This window comes from Oceanimonas baumannii, from assembly GCF_002245495.1.
Classification (GTDB): Bacteria; Pseudomonadota; Gammaproteobacteria; order Enterobacterales; family Aeromonadaceae; genus Oceanimonas; species Oceanimonas baumannii.
Genome location: NZ_NQJF01000003.1, coordinates 289,627 through 310,208 on the forward strand (window position 1 = coordinate 289,627; position 20,582 = coordinate 310,208).

17 protein-coding genes are annotated in these 20,582 nt (G+C 57.5%); 5 read left to right on the forward strand and 12 right to left on the reverse strand.

The features are described 5' to 3' along the window. Window positions 1–28: 28 nt before the first annotated feature. The 4 genes from B6S09_RS05225 (at window position 29) to B6S09_RS05240 (ending at window position 4,001) form a co-directional block, all read left to right on the forward strand. Window positions 29–649: a TRAP transporter small permease gene (locus tag B6S09_RS05225; RefSeq protein WP_094277439.1), complete on the forward strand. Its 621-nt coding sequence runs from the start codon at window positions 29–31 to the stop codon at window positions 647–649. Continuing rightward, a complete protein-coding gene (locus B6S09_RS05230; RefSeq protein WP_094277440.1) occupies window positions 642–1,985 on the forward strand; it encodes a TRAP transporter large permease in 1,344 nt (447 codons plus the stop codon). The genes B6S09_RS05225 and B6S09_RS05230 overlap by 8 nt, the downstream gene beginning before the upstream one ends. 128 nt (window positions 1,986–2,113) lie before the next feature. Then, window positions 2,114–2,614 carry a universal stress protein gene (locus B6S09_RS05235; RefSeq protein WP_094277441.1) on the forward strand — a complete coding sequence of 167 codons (501 nt, stop codon included), beginning with the start codon at window positions 2,114–2,116 and terminating at the stop codon, window positions 2,612–2,614. Between the two features lie 187 nt (window positions 2,615–2,801). Then, window positions 2,802–4,001 (forward strand): IS4 family transposase, encoded by a 1,200-nt coding sequence (locus B6S09_RS05240; RefSeq protein WP_094277442.1) that lies wholly within the window; start codon window positions 2,802–2,804, stop codon window positions 3,999–4,001. Window positions 4,002–4,280: 279 nt separating this feature from the next. On the opposite strand, the gene B6S09_RS05245 is transcribed toward B6S09_RS05240, so the two are convergent. The 4 genes from B6S09_RS05245 to B6S09_RS05260 all read right to left on the reverse strand — a co-directional run bounded on the left by B6S09_RS05245 (window position 4,281) and on the right by B6S09_RS05260 (window position 8,658). After that, window positions 4,281–4,574 (reverse strand): DUF6506 family protein, encoded by a 294-nt coding sequence (locus B6S09_RS05245; protein WP_094277443.1) that lies wholly within the window; start codon window positions 4,572–4,574, stop codon window positions 4,281–4,283. A 21-nt stretch (window positions 4,575–4,595) separates the two neighbouring features. Then, window positions 4,596–5,549: a bifunctional enoyl-CoA hydratase/phosphate acetyltransferase gene (locus B6S09_RS05250; RefSeq protein WP_094277444.1), complete on the reverse strand. Its 954-nt coding sequence runs from the start codon at window positions 5,547–5,549 to the stop codon at window positions 4,596–4,598. Between the two features lie 131 nt (window positions 5,550–5,680). Further along, window positions 5,681–7,444, reverse strand: a complete 1,764-nt coding sequence (gene xsc / locus B6S09_RS05255) for a sulfoacetaldehyde acetyltransferase (protein WP_094277445.1) — start codon at window positions 7,442–7,444, stop codon at window positions 5,681–5,683. 308 nt (window positions 7,445–7,752) lie between these two features. Then, window positions 7,753–8,658, reverse strand: coding sequence for a LysR family transcriptional regulator (locus B6S09_RS05260; protein WP_094277446.1), 906 nt, complete (start codon window positions 8,656–8,658; stop codon window positions 7,753–7,755). Window positions 8,659–8,796: 138 nt separating this feature from the next. Between B6S09_RS05260 and B6S09_RS05265 the strand changes: the two genes are divergently transcribed. After that, entirely contained in the window at window positions 8,797–9,837 is a 1,041-nt protein-coding gene (locus B6S09_RS05265) for a YeiH family protein (protein WP_094277447.1), read from the forward strand. Between the two features lie 63 nt (window positions 9,838–9,900). On the opposite strand, the gene pdxR is transcribed toward B6S09_RS05265, so the two are convergent. From pdxR to xdhA, 8 genes are all read right to left on the reverse strand, one after another. Further along, the gene (gene pdxR / locus B6S09_RS05270; protein ID WP_094277448.1) at window positions 9,901–11,367 is read right to left on the reverse strand and encodes a MocR-like pyridoxine biosynthesis transcription factor PdxR; all 1,467 of its coding nucleotides are present in this window, start codon (window positions 11,365–11,367) and stop codon (window positions 9,901–9,903) included. Window positions 11,368–11,489: 122 nt separating this feature from the next. Continuing rightward, complete coding sequence (locus B6S09_RS05275) at window positions 11,490–12,914, reverse strand: NAD(P)/FAD-dependent oxidoreductase (RefSeq protein ID WP_094277449.1); 1,425 nt, start codon at window positions 12,912–12,914, stop codon at window positions 11,490–11,492. A gap of 38 nt (window positions 12,915–12,952) precedes the next feature. After that, window positions 12,953–13,348: a nuclear transport factor 2 family protein gene (locus tag B6S09_RS05280; RefSeq protein ID WP_094277450.1), complete on the reverse strand. Its 396-nt coding sequence runs from the start codon at window positions 13,346–13,348 to the stop codon at window positions 12,953–12,955. Window positions 13,349–13,580: 232 nt separating this feature from the next. Beyond that, window positions 13,581–14,321: a GntR family transcriptional regulator gene (locus B6S09_RS05285; protein WP_094277451.1), complete on the reverse strand. Its 741-nt coding sequence runs from the start codon at window positions 14,319–14,321 to the stop codon at window positions 13,581–13,583. Window positions 14,322–14,524: 203 nt separating this feature from the next. Next, window positions 14,525–15,835 carry a guanine deaminase gene (gene guaD / locus B6S09_RS05290; RefSeq protein ID WP_094277452.1) on the reverse strand — a complete coding sequence of 437 codons (1,311 nt, stop codon included), beginning with the start codon at window positions 15,833–15,835 and terminating at the stop codon, window positions 14,525–14,527. Window positions 15,836–15,864: 29 nt separating this feature from the next. Next, window positions 15,865–16,692, reverse strand: coding sequence for a xanthine dehydrogenase accessory protein XdhC (gene xdhC / locus B6S09_RS05295; protein ID WP_094277453.1), 828 nt, complete (start codon window positions 16,690–16,692; stop codon window positions 15,865–15,867). A gap of 44 nt (window positions 16,693–16,736) precedes the next feature. Next, window positions 16,737–19,136, reverse strand: coding sequence for a xanthine dehydrogenase molybdopterin binding subunit (gene xdhB / locus B6S09_RS05300; RefSeq protein ID WP_094277454.1), 2,400 nt, complete (start codon window positions 19,134–19,136; stop codon window positions 16,737–16,739). After that, the gene (gene xdhA, locus B6S09_RS05305; RefSeq protein ID WP_094277455.1) at window positions 19,129–20,574 is read right to left on the reverse strand and encodes a xanthine dehydrogenase small subunit; all 1,446 of its coding nucleotides are present in this window, start codon (window positions 20,572–20,574) and stop codon (window positions 19,129–19,131) included. Before xdhA ends, xdhB begins: the two co-directional genes overlap by 8 nt. Window positions 20,575–20,582: the final 8 nt, after the last annotated feature.

Below are 20,582 nucleotides of genomic sequence, written 5' to 3' on the forward strand. Positions count from 1 at the left end.
GGCAGCGTGTATCAGGGAGGAAACGGCCATGTCCATTGGCACCACTATCTACCGCATTATCGACAATATCGAACGGGTTATCTGCAGTAGCCTGCTTGCCACCTTTGTGGTGATCCTGTTCATACAAATTATCTCACGGCAGCTGTTCAACCATTCCATCGCCTGGAGCGAGGAACTGTCTACCTATATGTTTGTGTGGTTTGTGTACTTCGGTGCCAGCTACGCGACCAAACTGGCGGCCCACAACCGGGTCACCTTTCAGTTCAAACTGTTTCCACCCCGAGTGGCGGTGTGGAGTGAGGCGCTGGCCGACCTGATCTGGGTGGGTTTCAACAGCTATTTTGTCTGGCTCAGCTATGACTTCGTGTTCAATAAAATGAATCTGTTCTGGAAATCCCAGACCCTCGGGTTTCCGATGAAATACGTTTACATGATCCTGCCCATAGCCTTTGCGCTGATGACCTTCCGCATTCTGCAGGTAAACTACTACAAGCTGGTCAAGGGCATTGACATTCGCGACCCCGAGTCGCTGGAAGTAGAAAAACTCATGGATTCAGCTCAGCAGTCTCAGGCCAACGGGCCAGCGTCACAAAACGATCCCAAGTCCCCCAGCCAAAACCGGGTAAAAGCGGGAGTCCATCATGGTTGAATCATCCGTTGTCATGATCCTGTTCGGCAGCTTTCTGGTATTGCTGCTGCTGGGTGCCCCCATCAGCGTATCGCTGGGCGTGTCGGCACTGGCATCTTTCCTGTATCTGGGTGAAAACCCCATCAAATTCGTACAGATCGCCTTTACCTCGGTGGGCTCCTTTCCGCTGATGGCACTACCCGCCTTTATTCTGGCCGGTGCCCTGATGGAAGCCGCCGGTATTTCCAAACGTCTGGTAGATCTGGCAGAAAGTTTTGCCGGGCCCTTTACCGGCGGCATGTCGGCCGCTACCGTTATGGCCTGTATGTTCTTTGGCGCCATTTCTGGCTCCGGCCCGGCCACCACTGCCGCCGTGGGCATGCTGATGATCCCGGCGATGGTAGACCGAGGTTACAGCAAGGGATACGCATCTGCTATTACCGCCTCTTCCGGCGGCCTGGGCGTGGTCATTCCTCCTTCCATTCCCATGGTCATCTTCGGAATTTCCGCCATCGGCCTGATGCCGCCCCCCGAGGCCATTGCCGAGCACGGCCAGTTCCAGTCGGTATCGATACCCAAGCTGTTTATCGCCGGCTTTTTACCGGGCCTGGTGCTGTCCTGCGGTCTGCTGACCATGAACTATTTCCTGTGTAAAAAGCAGAACTACAGCGGTACCACCGACGGCTGGTCCGGTGCCAATATCCTGACCATGCTGCGCAAGGGTACCTGGTCGGTCCTGGCTCCCATCGTGATCCTCGGGGGCATTTACAGTGGCCTGTTTACCCCCACTGAGTCGGCCATTGTCGCCATTTTCTATACCCTGTTTATCGGCTTTTTTGTGCACCGGGAGCTGAAGGTAAAAGATGTGCTGCGCTCACTGGAAACTACCACCTGGCTTACCGGCCGTGTACTGCTGATCCTGTTTACCGCCACCGTGTTCGGCCGGCTGCTGGTAGAGAACCAGATCCCGGCGATTGTAGCCTCGTCCATGCTGGAGATGACCAGTAACATTTATCTTATCTGGGCGCTGATCATCTTCTTCCTGCTGTTTGTGGGCATGTTCATGGAGACCCTGGCGGCCATCCTGATCCTCACGCCGGTACTGCTGCCGGTGGCTTACAGCTTAGGGATTGACCCGGTTCACTTCGGTATTGTAGTGGTGTGCTGCCTGTCCATCGGATTCCAGACCCCACCGCTGGGTGAAAACCTGTTTATTGCCTCGGGCGTCTCGGGCACCTCCATTGAGGAGATTTCTCTGCGGGCTCTGCCCTTTGCACTGACATCGGTAATAGCCGTGTTTATTATCGCCTTTGTACCGGAAATTACCCTGTTCCTGCCCGAGCTGCTCGGGTACTAGCGACAATACCGCGCAATGCCGCTGGCCTGATCGGAATCAATACTTCGTCTGGCCAGCGGTATCATCATGATGTCATCGATCAGCTGCTATGCTGGTCGCTTTAGGTTTCAGACAATGAGGAAATATCTATGCTGCCGCAAGTCAACAGGATCCTGTATTGCACCGACCTGTCCAAAAACGCTTCCTATGCCTTTCAGTATGCCGTGTATCTGGCCAAGCAAACCGGAGCCGACATTCATATCCTCAAGGTAGTGGAAAAGCTGTCCGGCGACGAAAAGCTCACCCTGCAGTCCTATATTCTCAACCAGAGCAGCCGGGAAGAGTTTCTGCACCAGCGCCTGAATCAGGCCAAGACCCAATTGCAGGAACGTCAGGATTATTTCTGGGAACATATCGCGCCGGAAGAAAAAGCCCTGCGTCCCAAAATCGTAAGCTGTGAGGTGGTGGAAGGTTATCCGGAACAGACCATTCTGCAGCGCTCGAAAGAACTGGAATGCGATCTTATCATTATGGGTGCTCACGAAAAGGGCTGGCTGCAGACCCTGCTGGGCAGCGTGGCCAAAAACGTGCTGCGTGAATCGCGCATTCCCACCCTGATCGTCCCCCGCCCGGAAAAGACCCAGTCCTGATCCCTCTTTGCCAGACTTTGTCACCCCCGCGCAAGCGGGGGGTCCATGTCACCGGCTTCATCGATATTAACGCCGCTGCTCGTCTGTAATGGATTCCCGCCGTCGCGCTGAGGGATCCCCAAAAAAATAGGCAGGCATGGTAGATTTTCTCTTTTGTTAATCGCCAAAAAAACAAAGAGGATCCGCCATGCCTGCCGTCCGCACAGTTTGCCATCACTTCTTCCGCACTGCTCTTGCTTCTTTTCATCAGGCCCGCACCAAAACCCAGCTGTCTTGCGCCGAAGGGTTGATTGCAGGTAACACGCTGTCCCTGACGCGAATTGGTCGCCATCTTCCGGGAAAGGCCAAAGTGAAACACAAGATAAAGCGGGTAGACCGGTTTATCGGCAATGAAAAACTGCACAATGAGAACACCGCCATCAGTGCCGCACTCGCCCGTCGCATCACCGCATGCCTGCCCAGTTGTGTCATTGCCATTGACTGGAGTGGCTGCTGCAGCCAGGACTTCCATGTACTGCGCGCCAGTCTGGTGTATGACGGTCGTGGGTTGCCCTTATTGAACCGGGTGGTGGTCTCCGAGCGACAGGAGCATACCGATGAACATCAGCAGTTTCTCCTCGACCTGCAGGCCTTGCTGGGGACACAACGCCGTGTGGTGATTGTGACGGATGCCGGTTTCAAAACACCGTGGTTACGACAGGTTCGCGCACTGGGTTGGGAGTATGTGGGCCGGGTTCGCGGACGTATCTACGGCAAACTGGAGAGCGAGCTGGAATGGCATCCGGCGACCAAACTGGCCCAGCAGGCGAGCGCTACCCCCGAGGCGCTGGGACCGGGTCTGTTAGGCAAGTCGGTGAAGCGGCGTTGCCCGGTTTACTTCCATCAATATCACGGCCCCTCCAAGGGACGGCATAAAAAGCGGGGTAAGAAGCAACCGCTGTATCCGCAAGCAGAGGCGCATTGCCGTGCGCTGGCCAAGGAGCCCTGGTTGTTGGTGACCTCAGATGAACGGCTGAGCGCGAAAGAAGTGGTCTCCATCTACCAGACTCGCATGCAAATTGAGCAAAACTTCCGGGATGACAAGAGTCAACGCTACGGTTTTGGCTGGAGCAACAGCAAAACCCTCGGGGAAAAAGGGATTGCAGTGTTATGCCTGATAGCCCAGGTTGCCACGCTGATGCTGTGGCTGGTGGGATTTGAATGTGAGCACCAGGGGAGGCACCGGCGCTATCAGGCCAACACGGTGCAACGCCGGGTACTGTCCTTTCTGAGCTTGGGCAATCAAATGCTGTTTCATGAACCCCGGCGAATCACAGGCTCGCTACTGGAGCGAGCCTTGTCACGATTGAGTCGCCTCTACTTGCGCTCACCGGGTGTGTCAGCATGACGCATAAAAACTGGGGAGCCCTCAGCGCCGTCGCGGGAATGACGGCATGCGAGCAGCTCTTGCGTGTGAGTTCGTCCCGCGCGCGGGCGGGGGTCCATGTCACCGGCTTCACCGAGATTAATGCCGCTGCTCGTCTGTATGTGGATTCCCGCCGTCGCCTTTGAGGCATAACACTTCCAGGTCCAGGCAACGATGAAGATCCTCATGATCACCCTGCGGGAACGGCACAAAAAAAACCGGGCATCAGCCCGGTCAAACAAGAGTGCACAATGAATACTGTCAGCTCCAGTGGATCCTGCCTTGATCCTCCCGACGGGTAACGGCTCGACCCAGCGGAACATGATCATTGATCGCCGCACGGATCGCCTCCTCTTCCTCGGCAGTAAAGCCGCCACATAGCTCGATTAACTCGATCCTCCGGGTCAGCATTTCCTGGGCAGCCATAATGGCTTCTTCCAGGGTGCTGACGCCGGATACCGCCAGATCAAAGCCCTCGCTTTTGATGCGACCGTGATGCTTGAACAGCTCCAGATCGGCGGCCTTGACGATAAATCCGTAACGACTGAGGGTCATAATGGGCTCTCCTTGTTAAATTCAGGCGCTGGCGCGTGCCGGTGTCACCGTGGTCTGGCGGTTGTGATGCACAATGCTGGCCAGGGCACAGGACGCCAGCCTCGCCTCGGGCGGATCGGCCCGTGAAGTAAGAATGATCGGCACTCTCGCTCCCAGCACCAGACCGGCAGCGGTGGCCCCCATAAAGTACACCATCTGCTTGAACAGAAAGTTGCCCGACTCCAGGTTGGGTACCAGCAGAATATCGGCCTCACCCGGTACCTTACCGGAAATGCCCTTAATCTCGGCCGCTTCCCGGGACACGGCATTGTCAAACGCCAGTGGCCCTTCCACCACAGCCCCGGGCAGAGCTCCCATGGCCGCCAGTTTGACCAGCTCGGCAGCATCCTGGCTCGAGGGCATGCTCTTGCTCACTTCTTCGGTGCCCGACAGCAACGCCACCTTGGGCTCGTCACAACCCAAGGCATGCAGCAGCTCAATGGCATTGCGGGCAATATGCAGCTTGTCGAGCACACCGGGCTGTACGTTGATCACCGCATCGGTAATGCACAGCGCCTTGCAGCTGCCCGGTACCGTCATATGGAACACATGGCTCAGCCGGCTGTCGGTACGCAGCCCGGCAGCGCGGTTGAGCACCGCCCGCAGCAATGTGTCGGTATGCACATGGCCTTTCATGATGGCATCGGCCTCACCCTGGCTGACCAGGGTCACCCCCAGGCGGGCAGCATCGGCCTCGTCGGTGGCATCCACCAGCCGGACGCCGGACAGATCCCAGTTCATGGCGGCGGCTTCCTCGCGTATCCGGGCCTCATTACCCACCAGAATGGGCGTGATCAGTCCCTCATCCTGCGCCAGCCGGGCGCTGGCCAGGGACACCCGGTTAACCGGGTTGATCACCACAGTGGCAACGGCCGGATATTGCCGGGCCTGTTCCAGCAAGTGAGCGGGACATTCCTTTGGATTGGTATTGAGCATCTCAGATTCCCTTTGATGACGGCCAGTAGACAACCGGATACCACTCAATAAGCAAGATCGGGTTGTCTTCCTGAAAAAACCGGCCGCAAGCGGCCGGGTAAAAAGGCTGCCCGGGCGGGCAGCCGTACCTGTCAGCAATAATCTTTGTACTTATCCAGGTGACGTACCGGCTTGGACAGAGCGTCGCGGCGGAAGGGGTCACCCAGCTCACGGGTACACATAATCTCGATAACCGTGGTCTTGCCTTCTTCCATCTGACGCGCAATGGCCGCCTGCAACGCAGGCCCCACATCTTCCAGCTTGTCGACGGTCACACCTTCAGCCCCCATGGAACGGGCAATGGAGGCAAAGCTCGGGTTTTCCAGATCACCGGCCACAAAGCGGCGGTTGTAGAAATCAACCTGGTTCTTCTTCTCGGCGCCCCACTGACGGTTGTGGAACACGATGGAGGTCACCGGAATGTTCTCACGCACACAGGTCATAATTTCCATCATGGACATCCCCCAGGCACCGTCACCAGCGTAGGAAATGGCCGGACGGTTGGGCGCGGCAGTCTTGGCACCGATGATGGTCGGCAGCGCGTAACCACAGTTGCCGAAGCTCATGGCAGCAAAGAAGGAACGCGGCTTCTCGAAACGCAGATAGCTGTTGGCCACAGAGTTGATGTTACCGATATCGGTAGACACCATCACGTCTTCGGGCATGGCCTTTTCCAGCTCACGCAGCACCTGACGCGGGTGCAGGTAGCTGCCTTCCTCTTCTTCCTGCTCGGAAATCATATCGAGGGAATAGTCGTCCTTCTCGTGGATCCACTGATCCAGCTCGGCTTCCCAGGTCGCTTTTTCGGCAGCGATTTCGGTGGCACGGGCCCCCTTGTTTTCCAGGCAGGAAACATTGAGGTTTTGCAGACGCTCCAGAATGGTGACGGCGGCGGCCTTAGCATCGCCACACACGCCCACAGAGATTTTCTTCACCAGTCCCAGCATCTTGGCATCGCAGTCCACCTGAATGATCTTCGCTTCCTTCGGCCAGTAGTCCAGACCGTGCTGCGGCAGGGTACCGAACGGACCAAGGCGGGTACCCAGCGCCAGCACCACGTCGGCGCGGGAGAGAAGCTTCATACCAGCTTTGGAGCCCTGATAACCCAGCGGACCACACCACAGCGGATGACTGGCAGGGAAAGAGTCATTATGCAGGTAGCTGTTCACTACCGGGGCGCCCAGGTATTCGGCCAGAGCCTTACACTCTTCTACCGCGTCAGCCATGACTACACCGCCACCGGAAATGATCACCGGGAACTCGGCTTCAGCCAGCAGAGCCGCAGCCTGTTGCAGGCTTTGCTCGCCGCCGGCACCGCGCTCGATGCGGATCGGCTCAGGAATTTCCACGTTGATGTCGCCGTAGAAGAAGTCCCGCGGAATGTTAAGCTGAGTCGGGCCGTTGTCGAGCATGGCGCGGTCAAAACAGCGGGCGGTAAACTCGGCCATACGCGCCGGGTTGGCCACGTGGCCCTGGTATTTGGTAATGGTTTCAAAGAAAGGCAGCTGCTGCGCTTCCTGGAAGCCGCCCAGCCCCTGGGTCATGGAACCGGTTTCCGGGGTGATGCATACCACCGGGCTGTGAGCCCAGTAAGCGGCGGCAATGGCGGTCACGAAGTTGGTAATACCGGGACCGTTCTGGGCGATACACACGCCGTGACGGCCGCTGACCCGGGCATAGCCATCGGCCATATGACCGGCACCCTGCTCATGTACCGTGGGGATAAGGCGAATGCCGGCAGGGGCGAAAATGTCCATGGCATCCATAAAGGCAGAGCCCATGATACCGAAGACGTCGGTAACACCGTTGGCCGCCAGGGTTTCGACCAAAGCTTCACTGGGAGTCATACGTGGCATAGCTGTCTTCCTTTTGCTGTTTCCCGTTGGTGGCGGCCTGAAGCCACCCTCCTCGGTGGGGTTGAGTTCAATATTCCGTTTCTGTTCGGGCAATTGGTTCGTTTGCGTTTGTTATGACGAGCAAGCTTCAAAGATAAACAGGGACTTTGGCGGCTCGCTTGGGAAATAGCTTAGGAAGGGGGGGCAAGGGAACATAGGGCCAGTTTCACTGACCATGTTACGCCAGGGTTAAAAAACGGTGTTAAAAGTTGTCTGGCAGGTCGGCACAACCTCCTTTTACTTTCCCGGTGAACCTGGATATCGCCTTATTAGCAATGCGCTGCCAGGGCCTGCAGGCGGCTCTGGTGCCAGAAACGCTCGGCAAGCTCCGAGCGGGGCTCTCCCAGCCGGCACAGATCAATATTCAGTTCCAGAGTTCGTGCGCCTTCCAGCACCACCACCCGGCCTGTGGCCAGCTCGTCACGGACCAGGCTTTCGGGCAGAAAGGCCACGCCTTCCCCTTGCAGCAACTGAGCCTTGAGCCCCTCGCCCAAGGCATTTTCACATACAGGCAGCCAGGGCCGCTCGCCCAGTGACGGTAGGCATTCCCGCTGGACCAGCGCCCCGAGAAAGGCATCTTTGGGATACAACAGCAGCGGTAATGGCTGGTTATCGTCGAGCTGAAAGCGGGGTTTGCCCTGCTCGCAGGTCACCGACACCAACGCCAGCCGGTCCTGCCCTACCTGCAGCCGGTCCACGTCCGGCCGCTGCAGGGCCTCGGCGTCACCCGCATCGGCAAAGCACAGCAGAAAGTCCACCGCTCCCGCCACAAACTGCTCCATGGCCTCGTGATAATGACCCGTGTTAAGGCGTACCAGGCCTTCTCCCAGGGCCGGACGCAGCCGGTGCAGCCAGGCCGGAAAAAAAGTTACCGCCAGCGCCGGCTGGGTGATCAGGCTTAACCCAGGAGTCTGCTGCTGACTCAGGCGCAACTGACTGCGAATACCGTAAATCTGGGCAAGAAGCTGACGGGCCTGCTCGAGAAAGGCTTCTCCCGCCGGCGTCAGCTCCAGCGGGTAACGGTTGCGGCATACCAGAGCCACGCCCAGCCAGTTTTCCAGCGAGCGAATGCGCCGGCTGAACGCGGGCTGGGTCACAAAGCGGCTTTCTGCCGCCCGGGAAAAGCTGCCTTGCTCACTGAGCGCGATAAAATCATGCAACCATTTAGCTTCCATTACGCCGTCCTTGTTGATGAAATCCATACCTATGCAAAAAAGTAACCATGATGGCCAAAAACGGCATTGGCTCGCCCGATACCATCATCAATACCATAACAACAACATTCATTTGTCTTGCTTCACGGAGGAAATCCCATGGCCGCCGACACCCACTCTCCGGTAATGGGCTTGCTGCATCGCCTGGACAGCACCCGCAAACGCTACTTTCCCGGCATTTGCGTCGCCGCAACCATCGGCATTGCCGCCAGCTTTTTGTCTCAGCATTACGGTGCCCCCGCCATGCTGATGGCCCTGCTGCTGGGCCTGGCGTTTAATTTTCTCAGCCAGGAGCCCCAGTGTGCGCCCGGCCTCGAGCTGTCAGCCAAAACCGTGCTGCGCCTGGGCGTGGCCATGCTGGGACTGCGCATCACCTTTGGCGACGTGCTCACCCTCGGCTGGCAGCCCATGCTGATGGTCTGCTCTGCGGTAGTGCTGACCATCTGCTTTGGCGTGGTCATGGCCCGTTGGCTCGGCTTTTCAAAAGAGTTCGGCACCCTCACCGGTGGCTCCGTAGCCATTTGCGGTGCCTCGGCGGCCATGGCCATCAGCAGTGTGCTGCCTCAGAGTGAACAGGCCAAGCGAGATACCCTGTTTACCGTGATCAGTGTGACGACACTCAGTACCCTGGCGATGATCTTCTACCCCATGATCAGTGAAAGCCTGGGACTGTCGGATCAGGAAGCCGGCCTGTTTATCGGTGCCACCATTCACGATGTGGCCCAGGTCGTGGGTGCCGGCTACAGCATGTCCGCCGAAGTCGGCGATCTCAGCACCTTTGTAAAACTGCTGCGGGTAGCCATGCTGGTGCCCATCGTGATGACCATCGGTATTCTGATCCGCCGCGCCGCCAGCAAGCAGGGTGAAACCAGTGGGGGCAGCAAGGTTGCCATTCCCGGTTTTCTGATCGGCTTTGTGGTGCTGTTCGTAATCAACAGCCTGGGCTGGATTCCTCAGGACATCGCTCAGCCGTTGGCTGGCAGTTCTTCCTGGCTGTTGCTCACCGCCATCGCAGCCCTCGGCGTGCGCACCCAGCTCAAGGACATTCTGTCGGTGGGCTGGAAGCCAGTTCTGCTGGTGGTACTGGAAACCGTCTTTATCGCTCTGCTTGTGCTTGCCTATCTGCTGCTGATGGGCTGATATCCTTTCCTTTTGTTGCCCTTGCTATTTTTAGCCCCGCTCTGGCGGGGCTTTTTTGTGGCCTCAGGTCATATCCCGGATAAGCGCAACCAGCGCTTCAATCCCGGGGCGAATGCGTTCCGCTGCAATGGAAGAATAGCCCAGCCGGAAATAGTTAAGTGGTACCTTCTCGCCCTGGAAATGAATATCACCGGGTTCAATCAAAATGCCCCGGTCGGCCGCTTCCTTACGTAAAATACGGCTGTCCAGGCCTTCCGGCCCCCGAACCCAATAACAGGAGCCGCCAAAGCCGGGCTGGCGGCTTGAACTGGGCATAAATTCATCCAGCGCCGCGCCCATTTCCTGCCAGCGCGCTTCATAGGCTTTGGCCAGATTCATAATCAGAGCGTCGTGATAACCTCGTTCCAGAAACAAGGCTACCGAACGCTGGTTATTGGCGGCCGGATGGCGCAGCATCAGCCGGCGCAAGGCACGGGCCTCACGAATCAGCTCCGCCGGTCCCACCAGATAGCCCAGCCGCAGCCCCGGTGCCAGGGTCTTGGACAGGCTGCCCACATAGAGCACCCGATCATTACGATCCAGGCTTTTCAGCGCCGGGGTCGGGTTGGCCCTGAAGTTGGTCTCGCTCTCGTAGTCATCCTCAATGATCAGAAAATCCTGCTCACTGGCCCGCTCCAGCAGAGTAAAACGCCGCTCCAGCGGCATGGTGACCGTGGTCGGGCACTGGTGGCTGGGGGTGGTATACACCAGATCGCAGCCGGCCAGCTTGTCATCAATGATCAGCCCCTGCTCGTCCACCGGCAGCGGCCGTACCCTGGCCGGGTTCATGGTGGCAATATTGCGAATATCGACGTAGCCCGGATCCTCAATGCCGATGGTGCTGTCCTTGTCGAGCAGCAGTTTGGCTAGCAGATACAGTGCTTGCTGGGCGCCGACCGTCACCAGGATCTGATCAGCCGAAGCCCAGACCCCGCGCCGGGGCAGCAGCCGGGTACGGATCTGCTCGATCAACAAGGGATCGTCATTATCGAAGCTGTCGGACGCCCAGTCGCGAATGGCCGGAATACTGACCGCATCACGGCAACACTCACGCCAGTTGTTGCTGGGAAACAGGGTGGGATCGAACTGGCCATAGATAAAGGAATAAGGATACTTCTGCCAGTCCCTGGGCTTAATGATATTCTGCTGCTCACTGGGATGCAGCTTGAGCTTGCGGCTCCAGTCCGGCAATTTACCCTCGGTAGCCGGTGCCTGGACTGCGGGCATGTCAGGCTGACGGGAGAGAATTTCCGGATTAACAAAATAACCACTGCGCTCTTTAGCCAGCAGATAGCCATCATCAAGCAGATGCTCATACGCCAGCACCACGGTATTGCGGGCAATACTCAGCTGTTTGGCCAGCTTGCGGCTGGAGGGTAACGGGCTGTCAACAGGAATATTACCGTTGAGAATGGCAGCGGCGATCTGCTCGCGCAGTTGTTGTTGCAGGCTGGTATTTTTTTCGGTGGAGAGATGAAACAACTGAAACATGAAAAGACTTTCCTGACAGCGAGTGGGTTCGTCTGGCGGGAACACGCAGTCCGCCCTCTGAAGTGATCGTTTTAACTCAGAGAGCGGAAAAGTAAAAGCATTGTTAACAATTTAATACACTTTTACAGTACTTCATCACGTAAATGATACCAATGATACAGCATACGCTGACCCATCCGGCGGAAGGGCGCAAACAGGTGCCCTGGCAACGGTGAGTTGTAGATGGGCAACTCAAAGCCTTCCTGGATGCCCGCAATACGCTGGGCCATGCGCCGGCCGGCGTGAGCCGAGAACATAACACCGTTGCCACCGTAACCCAGAGCGTAGAAGATCTGTTCCTTGTCATTGGGCTGATAGATACGCGGCATCATGTCGTGACTGACATCCACCCAGCCCCACCAGGAATAGTCTATCTGAATGCCCTTGAGCGGCGGAAACTTGCGGTGCAGACCATCGATCAACAGTTGCAGATGCTTGGGATTACCGGCATCGGCCCCGGTAATGGAGCTGCGGCTGCCAATTTGTACCCGATTGTCAGGCAACTTGCGATAATAATGACGCAAAGTCCGGGTGTCGGTGATCACTTCATTGGTCTTGAAGTTACAGGCGGCAATTTCCTGCTCGGTCAGCGGCCGGGTCACCAGCGAGTTTGACAGTATCGGCATGATCTTGCTGTTCAGGCTGGTATGCAGCCCCTGTGAGGTATAACCGCCGGTAGCCACGCCCACGGCCCGCGCCTTTACCGTACCGCCCGGGGTCTTGATGTGATGTACCCCATTGATGGTTTCCCAACCCAGCACCGGACTTGACGGGTGAATAGTTGCACCCAGTTCCCGGGCCATACGATGGTATCCCTGGGCCAGCTTGAGCGGATGCACGCCAATACCCTCAGGCTCATGCATGGCACCGACCGCCTCGGCCTCATCGACGTAGTCACGGCTTAAGGTAGATTTGTCGAGCAGCTCAGTGTGGTAATTGAACTGTTCACGCAGCACTTTGGCTTCCGCTTCCAGCTTGCGCATGGCTTTGTCGCGATGGGCAATATAGAGGTGGCCGCCAGTTTGAGGATCACAGTCGATATTGCCTTCCTTGATCAGGTTCTTGAAGGTATCAAAGCCTTCCTGTACCTCATCATGCATTTTGCGGGCAGTGCTCAGCCCCCAGCGTTTGACCCACTGGGAACGGGTCAGCCGGCCCGAAGCGTTCTGGGCCTGACCACCATTGCGGCTGGTACAGCCCCAGCTGACCTGGTTCGCTTCCAGTACGGTCGCCTTAATACCGTGCTCCTTGGCCAGGTGCAGAGCGGCGGACAGACCGGTAAAACCACTGCCGATGATCACCACATCGACATCCATGTCACCGGTCACGGGGCCATCATCCTCCGGCGGCGTTCCGGCAGTGGCAACCCAGTAGGTAGGAGCATACTGCTGACCCCGACCGGGCGTGGCCGCCACCAGGGGATCATAACTGGGATCGTAATGATCCAGCACGGTGTCGGCCTTGGCCGGCTGGCGGAAATCCGCCTGAGTGTTGTTGACCATATCCATATTCGTGATTCCCGTTAACAGAGTGAGACTGCCGTGGCTTACTGGGGATCCAGCAGCGGACGATCCTTGCGGAAGGCCTGCTTGAGCGCCAGCTTGCCGCCCTTCAGGGTGAACAAGTCCACTCCATCGGCTTCAATGCGACGGCCGTCCGGGGTGGTGGCACAGAAAGTCCACTGGGACACGCCCCGATCGCCCACCGCAAAGTGGCTGGTGTTGTTCCATTGCACATCCGGCATGGTGGTCCACACATTGACAAAGGCGGCAGCGACGGCATCGGCACCCTGAAAGCGGTTGCCGTGAGCTTCAGGGCCGGCGGCACCTTCAAATACCACATCGTCGGTCATGCAGGCCATTACGCCTTCAATATCATGGCGGTTAAAGGCGGCGAACAGCTGCTCCAGCAGCTCAGTGGTTTTCTGGTTTTCAGCGGACATATCAATTCTCCCTTGGCCAGCAAGTGGCAATGAATCATGGCCCGAAACACCAGGCCGTTTACATGCTCATAACATTAGGGGGAAAGGGGCAAGGGCCGGTAGCGCCAGTTACATGAATTAACTTGGACCACCGCAAAAAAGCATCGGAAAAACGGGAAAAGAAAAGGCAAAAAACGGGAACGGCAACGCGGGGCAGAAACGATTCAGCCCCGGATACTAGCCTGTCAGGAAATCAGCGAGCGCGGCCGGGCCGCTTTTTGGCTACGCCGGAAAAGACCACGTGCAGGTCGGTGGAAGCGGAGTCGCCGTCCAGGTTAAGTTTGGCTTCAATATGGTCCAGATGCTCGGTCATCTTTTGCAGAGCCGTGCTTTTGTCGCCACTCTCAATCGCGTTCAGCAGTATCTCATGCTCATTAAAAGAGCAATGGGCCTGATGACCTACTTCGTACTGAGCGATAATCAACGAGGTCTGGGATACCACACTGCGCTGGAAATTAAGCAATGGCGTATTGTTGGCCATATGTGCCAACTCCAGATGGAACTCACCCGACAGCCGAATACCGCTACCCCGATCTCCTCGGGCAAAGGCATCCTGCTCTTCCTTCACCATGGCGCGCATGTGGGCCAGGCTTTCAGGAGTGGCATTTTCTACTGCCAGCTCAGTGACCGCCAGCTCCACCACCCGGCGGGCAGCGAAAATCTGCCGGGCTTCTTCCACGCTGGGTGCAGCCACCACGGCGCCCCGGTTGGGCCGAATGATCACCACCTGTTCGTGGGACAGACGCAGCAGTGCACGGCGGATAATGGTGCGGCTGACGCCGAAAATTTCACCCAGCGCTTCCTCGCTGAGCTTGGTGCCCGGTGCCAGACGTTGTTCCAGAATGGCATCAAAAATATGTTCGTAGACGATATCGTCCTGGGTATTTGAGCTCGACTTGACAGGTCTTGGCTCCAGTTGACTGAGTGAACTCATACGTTGGTTTCCAGTTGCGGCATTAGCTGTGCTGGCTGGGCAGCATCATCTTGACTATTGCCAGTTAATAAATTGTTACATATCACGTATACAATCTAACGCTCTTTCTACCGAGGTAACAGTCGCAATGTCAAAGTCTGTGACTGAACACAAAAAACGCCCTGCCTGGGCGTTTTGTTATGCTTGGATAGCATTTGCTGCTTTTAAGCGTCTTCACGCCGGTGCTGACATTCACCGTACACATAGGTTTCGGCAATGACGCGGTCGTCTCCCAGCATCATAAGTACGAAGAGTTTTTCATACAGGTTTTGCGTATTTTGTATCCGCGCCTTCATCAACGGAGTGGCCTCCAGATCCACGACCAGAAAGTCGGCTTCCTTGCCCGGCAGCAGGTTACCCAGCTTATCATCCAGACTCAGTGACTCGGCACCGCCCAGCGTAGCCAGGTAAAAGGCCTTGAGCGGATGCAGCTTGTGCTGCCGCAGCTGCTGGATTTTGTAGGCCTCGTTGATGGTCTGCAGCATGGAGAAGCTGGTGCCCGCCCCTACATCGGTGCCCAGACCGACCCGGATCTGGTGTTGTTCCGCCGAAGGCAGATCAAACAGGCCGGAGCCCAGGAACAGGTTGGACGTCGGGCAATGGGATATGACCGAGCCGGTCGCGCCCATGCGCTCGCTTTCTTCCTGTTCCAGATGCACCGCATGAGCAAACACCGAACGCTCCCCCAGCAGGCCGAAGTGATCGTATACGTCCAGGTAGCCCTTTTGCTCCGGGAACAGGGATTTGACCCATGCTATTTCCTGCTTGTTTTCCGACAGATGCGTCTGCATATACAAGTCGTCGTACTCACTCATCAGCCGGCCAGCCTCCGTCAGTTGTTCGGCAGTGCTGGTCGGGGCAAAACGCGGGGTGACCGCATACAACTGGCGCCCCTGCTTGTGCCAGCGTTCGATCAGTTCCCGGCTGTCAGCATAGGAAGACGCCGCGGTGTCCAGCAGAAACTCAGGCGCATTGCGATCCATCATCACCTTGCCGGCAATCATGCGGGTGTTACGCCTGGCCGACTCGGTAAAGAAAGCGTCTACCGCCTGCTTGTGCACGGTACCGAACACCATGGCGGTGGTGGTGCCGTTGCGCAACAGTTCATCCAGGAACACCCCGGCCACGCGCGCGGCATGGGCCTCATCGGCAAATTTGCGCTCTTCCGGAAAGGTGTAGTTATTCAGCCAGTCCAGCAACTGATCGCCATAGGAGGCGATCATCTCGGTCTGGGGAAAGTGAATGTGGGTGTCAATAAAACCCGGGGTGATCAACCGGTTTTTCAGCGTGATCACTTGAGTGCCTTCGGGCAGCCGGTCCAGTACCTCGGGTGCCGGGCCGACATCCTGAATATGACCATCGGCCACCACCAGGACACCGTCCTCATGCCAGGCAAAGGAATGGTCGAGGCCGACTCTGGCCGGGTCACCCAGGCTGTAAAGAATGGCGGCGCGATAGGCCACGGGTTGCGTCATTTCTGCGCGTCTCCTTGAAATCAGTAAAATCAGGCGTGCTCGGTCTGAAGCATGGCGGAGGCAGTTTCCTGAGCCTTGATCGCATCACCAGCCTGATAGGCGGAAATCAGCTGACCAGCCACCGACACGGCGATCTCCGCCGGGTGCTTACCCGCTACCTCGGGCAGGCCGATAGGACACACCATGCTGGCCAGCGCGGCGTCGTCAAAGCCCCGTTCCCGCAGCCGGTAATCAAAACGCTTGCGCTTGGTACGCGAGCCGATCACCCCGAAATAACGGGCGTCGCCCCGTTTGAGAATACGGGCACACAGTTCAAGATCCAGCTGGTGGTTGTGAGTCATCACCAGGTAATAGCTGCCCGGTGGCTGCTCAGTCACCTCGTCCACTGGCTCATCGCTGACCAGGGCAGTCACGCCTTCGGGCAGCTCGGCGGGAAACTCCTCGGCACGGGAATCCACCCAGGTGATGCGAAACGGCAGCGTCGCCAGCACATGCACCAGGGCCTTGGCGACGTGACCGGCACCAAACAGCACCAGATGATGACGCGGCCGTACTACCGGCTCCAGCATGATAGTGGCCATGCCGCCACAGCACTGACCCAGATTGGCCCCCAGGTTAAAGCGCTCGACACACATCTGCTGTTCGCCACCGGCCAGCATTTTCCGCGCCAGCTCCAGGGCCTTGTATTCCAGATGACCGCCGCCAATGGTGGCGTAACACCCGCTTTCCGTCACCAGCATTTTGGTACCGCTGTCCCGCGGGGTGGAGCCCTTGTGCTCCACCACGGTGACCATGACGCAAGGCTCCCCTTTTTGCTCCAGCTCGGCCAGGATTTGAATCCAGTTGTCCTTGAACATGTGTTGCTCCCGGGGCAGCGTACCGCCCCTGTTAGCCGAATGGTTTACTTGGCGGTCACCGGCACATCACTGGCGGCTTCGTGTTGCTCCACCAGTTCGTGCATTTGCTCCACCGCCCACAACACCCGCTCGGGGGTAGCCGGCGCATCAATGTGCGGATAGCGGCGATAACCGGATACACTGGCCACCGCGTCTTTCAGTGCACACCATACTGCCATGCCCAGCATAAAGGGCGGCTCGCCCACGGCTTTGGAATGGAATACGGTATCTTCCGGATTCTTGCGGTTTTCCACCAGCTTGACCCGGAAGTCCACCGGCATGTCGGCGACGGCCGGAATCTTGTAACTGGCAGGCCCCGAGGTCATCAGCCGGCCCTTGTCATTCCATACCAGCTCTTCGGTAGTGAGCCAGCCGGCCCCCTGCAGGAAGGCCCCTTCTACCTGGCCGATGTCGATGGCCGGGTTCAGAGAGTCACCCACATCATGCAGGATATCGGTGCGCAGCAGCTTGTATTCGCCGGTCAGGGTATCCACCACGACCTCGGCACAGGCAGCACCGTAAGCAAAGTAGTAGAAGGGCCGGCCCGAGCCACTGGCGTGGTCGTAATAGATCTTCGGGGTCTTGTAAAAGCCGGTGCTCGACAGCGATACCTGGTTGAAGTAGGCCAGCTGCACAAACTCCTGAAACGACATCAGGGTATGGCGGATCTGTACGAAGTTGTTTTTGAACACCACTTCTTCCGGGCTGACCTGGAAATGCCCTGCCGCCCAGTCGATCAGCCGCTGCTTGATGGTACGGGCAGCATTTTGTGCAGCCTTGCCATTCAGATCGGTACCACTTGATGCCGCCGTGGGTGAGGTGTTGGGCACCTTGTCGGTATTGGTGGCAGTGATCTGAATACGGTCAATGTCCACCTGAAACTCTTCCGCGACCACCTGGGCCACCTTGATATTCAGGCCCTGCCCCATTTCGGTGCCACCGTGATTGAGGTGAATGCTGCCATCGGTGTAGACGTGGATCAGCGCCCCGGCCTGGTTAAGGAAAGTGGCGGTGAAAGAGATACCAAACTTCACCGGGGTGATGGCAATCCCTTTTTTCAGAATAGGGCTCTGAGCATTGAAGTCCCGGATCTGCTCACGCCGTTTGGCGTATTCGGACGACAGCTCCAGATCATTCACCAGCTCGTGAATAATGTTATGTTCCACCGGCTGATGATAATGGGTGACATTACGTTCGGTCTTGCCATAGAAGTTCACTTTACGGATTTCGAGCGGGTCTTTGCCCAGGTATGAGGCGATCTCGTCCATCACATGCTCGATAGTCATCATCCCCTGAGGACCACCAAAGCCGCGGTAGGCGGTATTGGATGCAGTGTTGGTCTTGCAGCGGTGACCAATCACAGTGGCATCGCCCAGATAATAGGCATTGTCCGAGTGGAACATCGCCCTATCGACAATGGATGAGGACAGATCCGGCGAATAACCACAGTTACCGGACACGGTGATTTCGGAGGCCTGAATACGACCCTGCTCGTCAAAACCAATTTTGTACTGGTTGTAGAAGGGGTGACGCTTGCCGGTCATAATCATATCTTCCATACGCGGCAACCGCATCTTGGCCGGACGGCCGGTCAGACGAGCAACCACTGCGGCCATGCAGGCCGGGCCGGCAGCCTGGGTTTCCTTGCCACCGAAACCGCCCCCCATGCGGCGCATGTCGATAACCACTTTGTTCATCGGCACGTCCAGAACACTGGCCACCAGCTTTTGTATCTCGGTGGGGTTCTGGCTGGAAGTAAAGACCATCATGCCGCCATCTTCGGCTGGCACCACGGAGCTGATCTGGGTTTCCAGATAAAAATGCTCCTGACCACCAATGTGCAGGCTGCCTTCGATCACGTGCCTGGCCTTTTTCAGGCCGGCAGCGGAATCACCCCGTTGCTGCTTGTGACTTTCGGTGAGGAACAACTCTTTTTCCAGCGCCTCTTCCACCGACAGTACCGCCGGCAGCTCTTCATACTCCACAATAGCCGCCATTGCCGCCTTACGGGCAGTTTCTAGATCATTGGCCGCTACCGCCAGCACCGGCTGACCGTAGTATTCCACCTTGCCGTCTGCCAGCAGGGGATCACCGGCAAGCACCGGGCCGATATCCAGCTCGCCGGGTACATCTTGGGCGGTAATGGCAATGGCCACACCGGGGAAGTCGTAACAGGGGCTGACATCCAGCTTGGTGATACGGGCATGGGCCTTATCGGACAACCGGGCATACACATGTAACTGGTTGGGAAACTCCAGCCGATCATCAATGTACTGCGCCTCACCGGATACCTGCCGGGCGGCGCTGTCGTGAGGCACACTCCGGCCCACACCGGTTTGCAGTTCCTGTTTCATTTTCGCCATCATTTCATCGATGGTGAGCGTGTTCTGAGGTTTGTTAGACATAAGACGTCACCCTGGTTTCCAGTTTCAGATCCTGTTGCTCGATAAAGCACTTGTACAGCAGGTTGGCCGCGGTTCTGGTGCGATATTCCTTGCTGGCACGAAAGTCCGACAGCGGCTCAAAGTCGGCCTCAAGAGCCTTCATCGCGGCCTTGACGGTAACCATGCTCCAGGGCTGACCAACCAGCGCTTGCTCACAGCCGGCGGCCCGTTTGGGAGTGGCAGCCATGCCGCCAAAGCCGATGCAGGCGGCGGTGACAGTGCCGTTTTCAATGGTCAGGTTAAAAGCGCCGCAGACCGCAGAAATATCGTCGTCTAACCGTTTGGACAGCTTGTATACCCTGAAGTGCTGATTGGCGCTGGGCTTGGGCACGATAATGCGCTCAATAAATTCGCCCGGTTCCTGGGCAGTGACCTTGTAACTGAGGAAGTAGTCTTCCACCGGCAGCTCGCGCACCCGGTCACCCTTACGCAGAACCAACGTCGCGTTAAGGGCAATCAGTACCGGTGGTGCGTCACCAATGGGAGAAGCATTACCAATGTTGCCGCCCAGGGTGCCCTGGTTACGGATTTGCAGTGAAGCAAAGCGGTGCAGCAGCTCGCCGAAATCCGGATAGTAATTGCTCAGAGCCTCGTAGCTGTCACTCAAACTGCGGGCAGCACCAATAACCAGCCCGGCATCGGTTTCTTCCAGCGTTTTCATATCCGCCACATTGCCCACATAGATCATGGTAGGCAGCTCACGATGGAACTGGGTCACTTCCAGCGCCAAGTCGGTGCCGCCGGCCAGCAGTCTTGCGTCCGGGTGCTGTTCCAGCAACGCAGCCAGTTCATCGCTGGAGGTGGGCGAAAAACACACCTTGTCGTCACCGTTCAGGGTGACCAGGGTATCGGTTTCCATTTTCGCCAGGCGGGCAACCAGCTGCTGCTCATAACGGGAGAACTCATCCGCCAGCTGGGGCTGCTCGGCGATTGCCTTGGCAGCATCCACAATGGGCCGGTAGCCGGTACAGCGGCACAGGTTGCCGGCCAGCGCCTCAAAGATGTCATGTTGATCGGCAGACGGCTTGTTTTTGCTGAGCGCAAACATCGACATGATAAAACCCGGGGTGCAAAAGCCGCACTGGGAGCCGTGGAAATCAACCATGGCCTGCTGCACCGGGTGCAGGCTGCCGTCCTTCGATTTCAGGTCTTCCACGGTGATCAGTTGCTTGCCATGCAGCGCCGGAACAAAGGTCAGACAGGAGTTGACCGAGCGATAGCGAATACGATCGCCGTCACGTTCACCCAGCACCACGGTACAGGCACCACAGTCTCCCGAACCACAGCCTTCCTTGGTGCCGGTCTTGCCAATGCGGGTGCGCAGATAATTGAGCACCGTCATATTGGGGGACAGGTTTTGTTCCTGTCGCAGCTCCTGATTTAACAGAAAAGTGATCACGGCTTGCC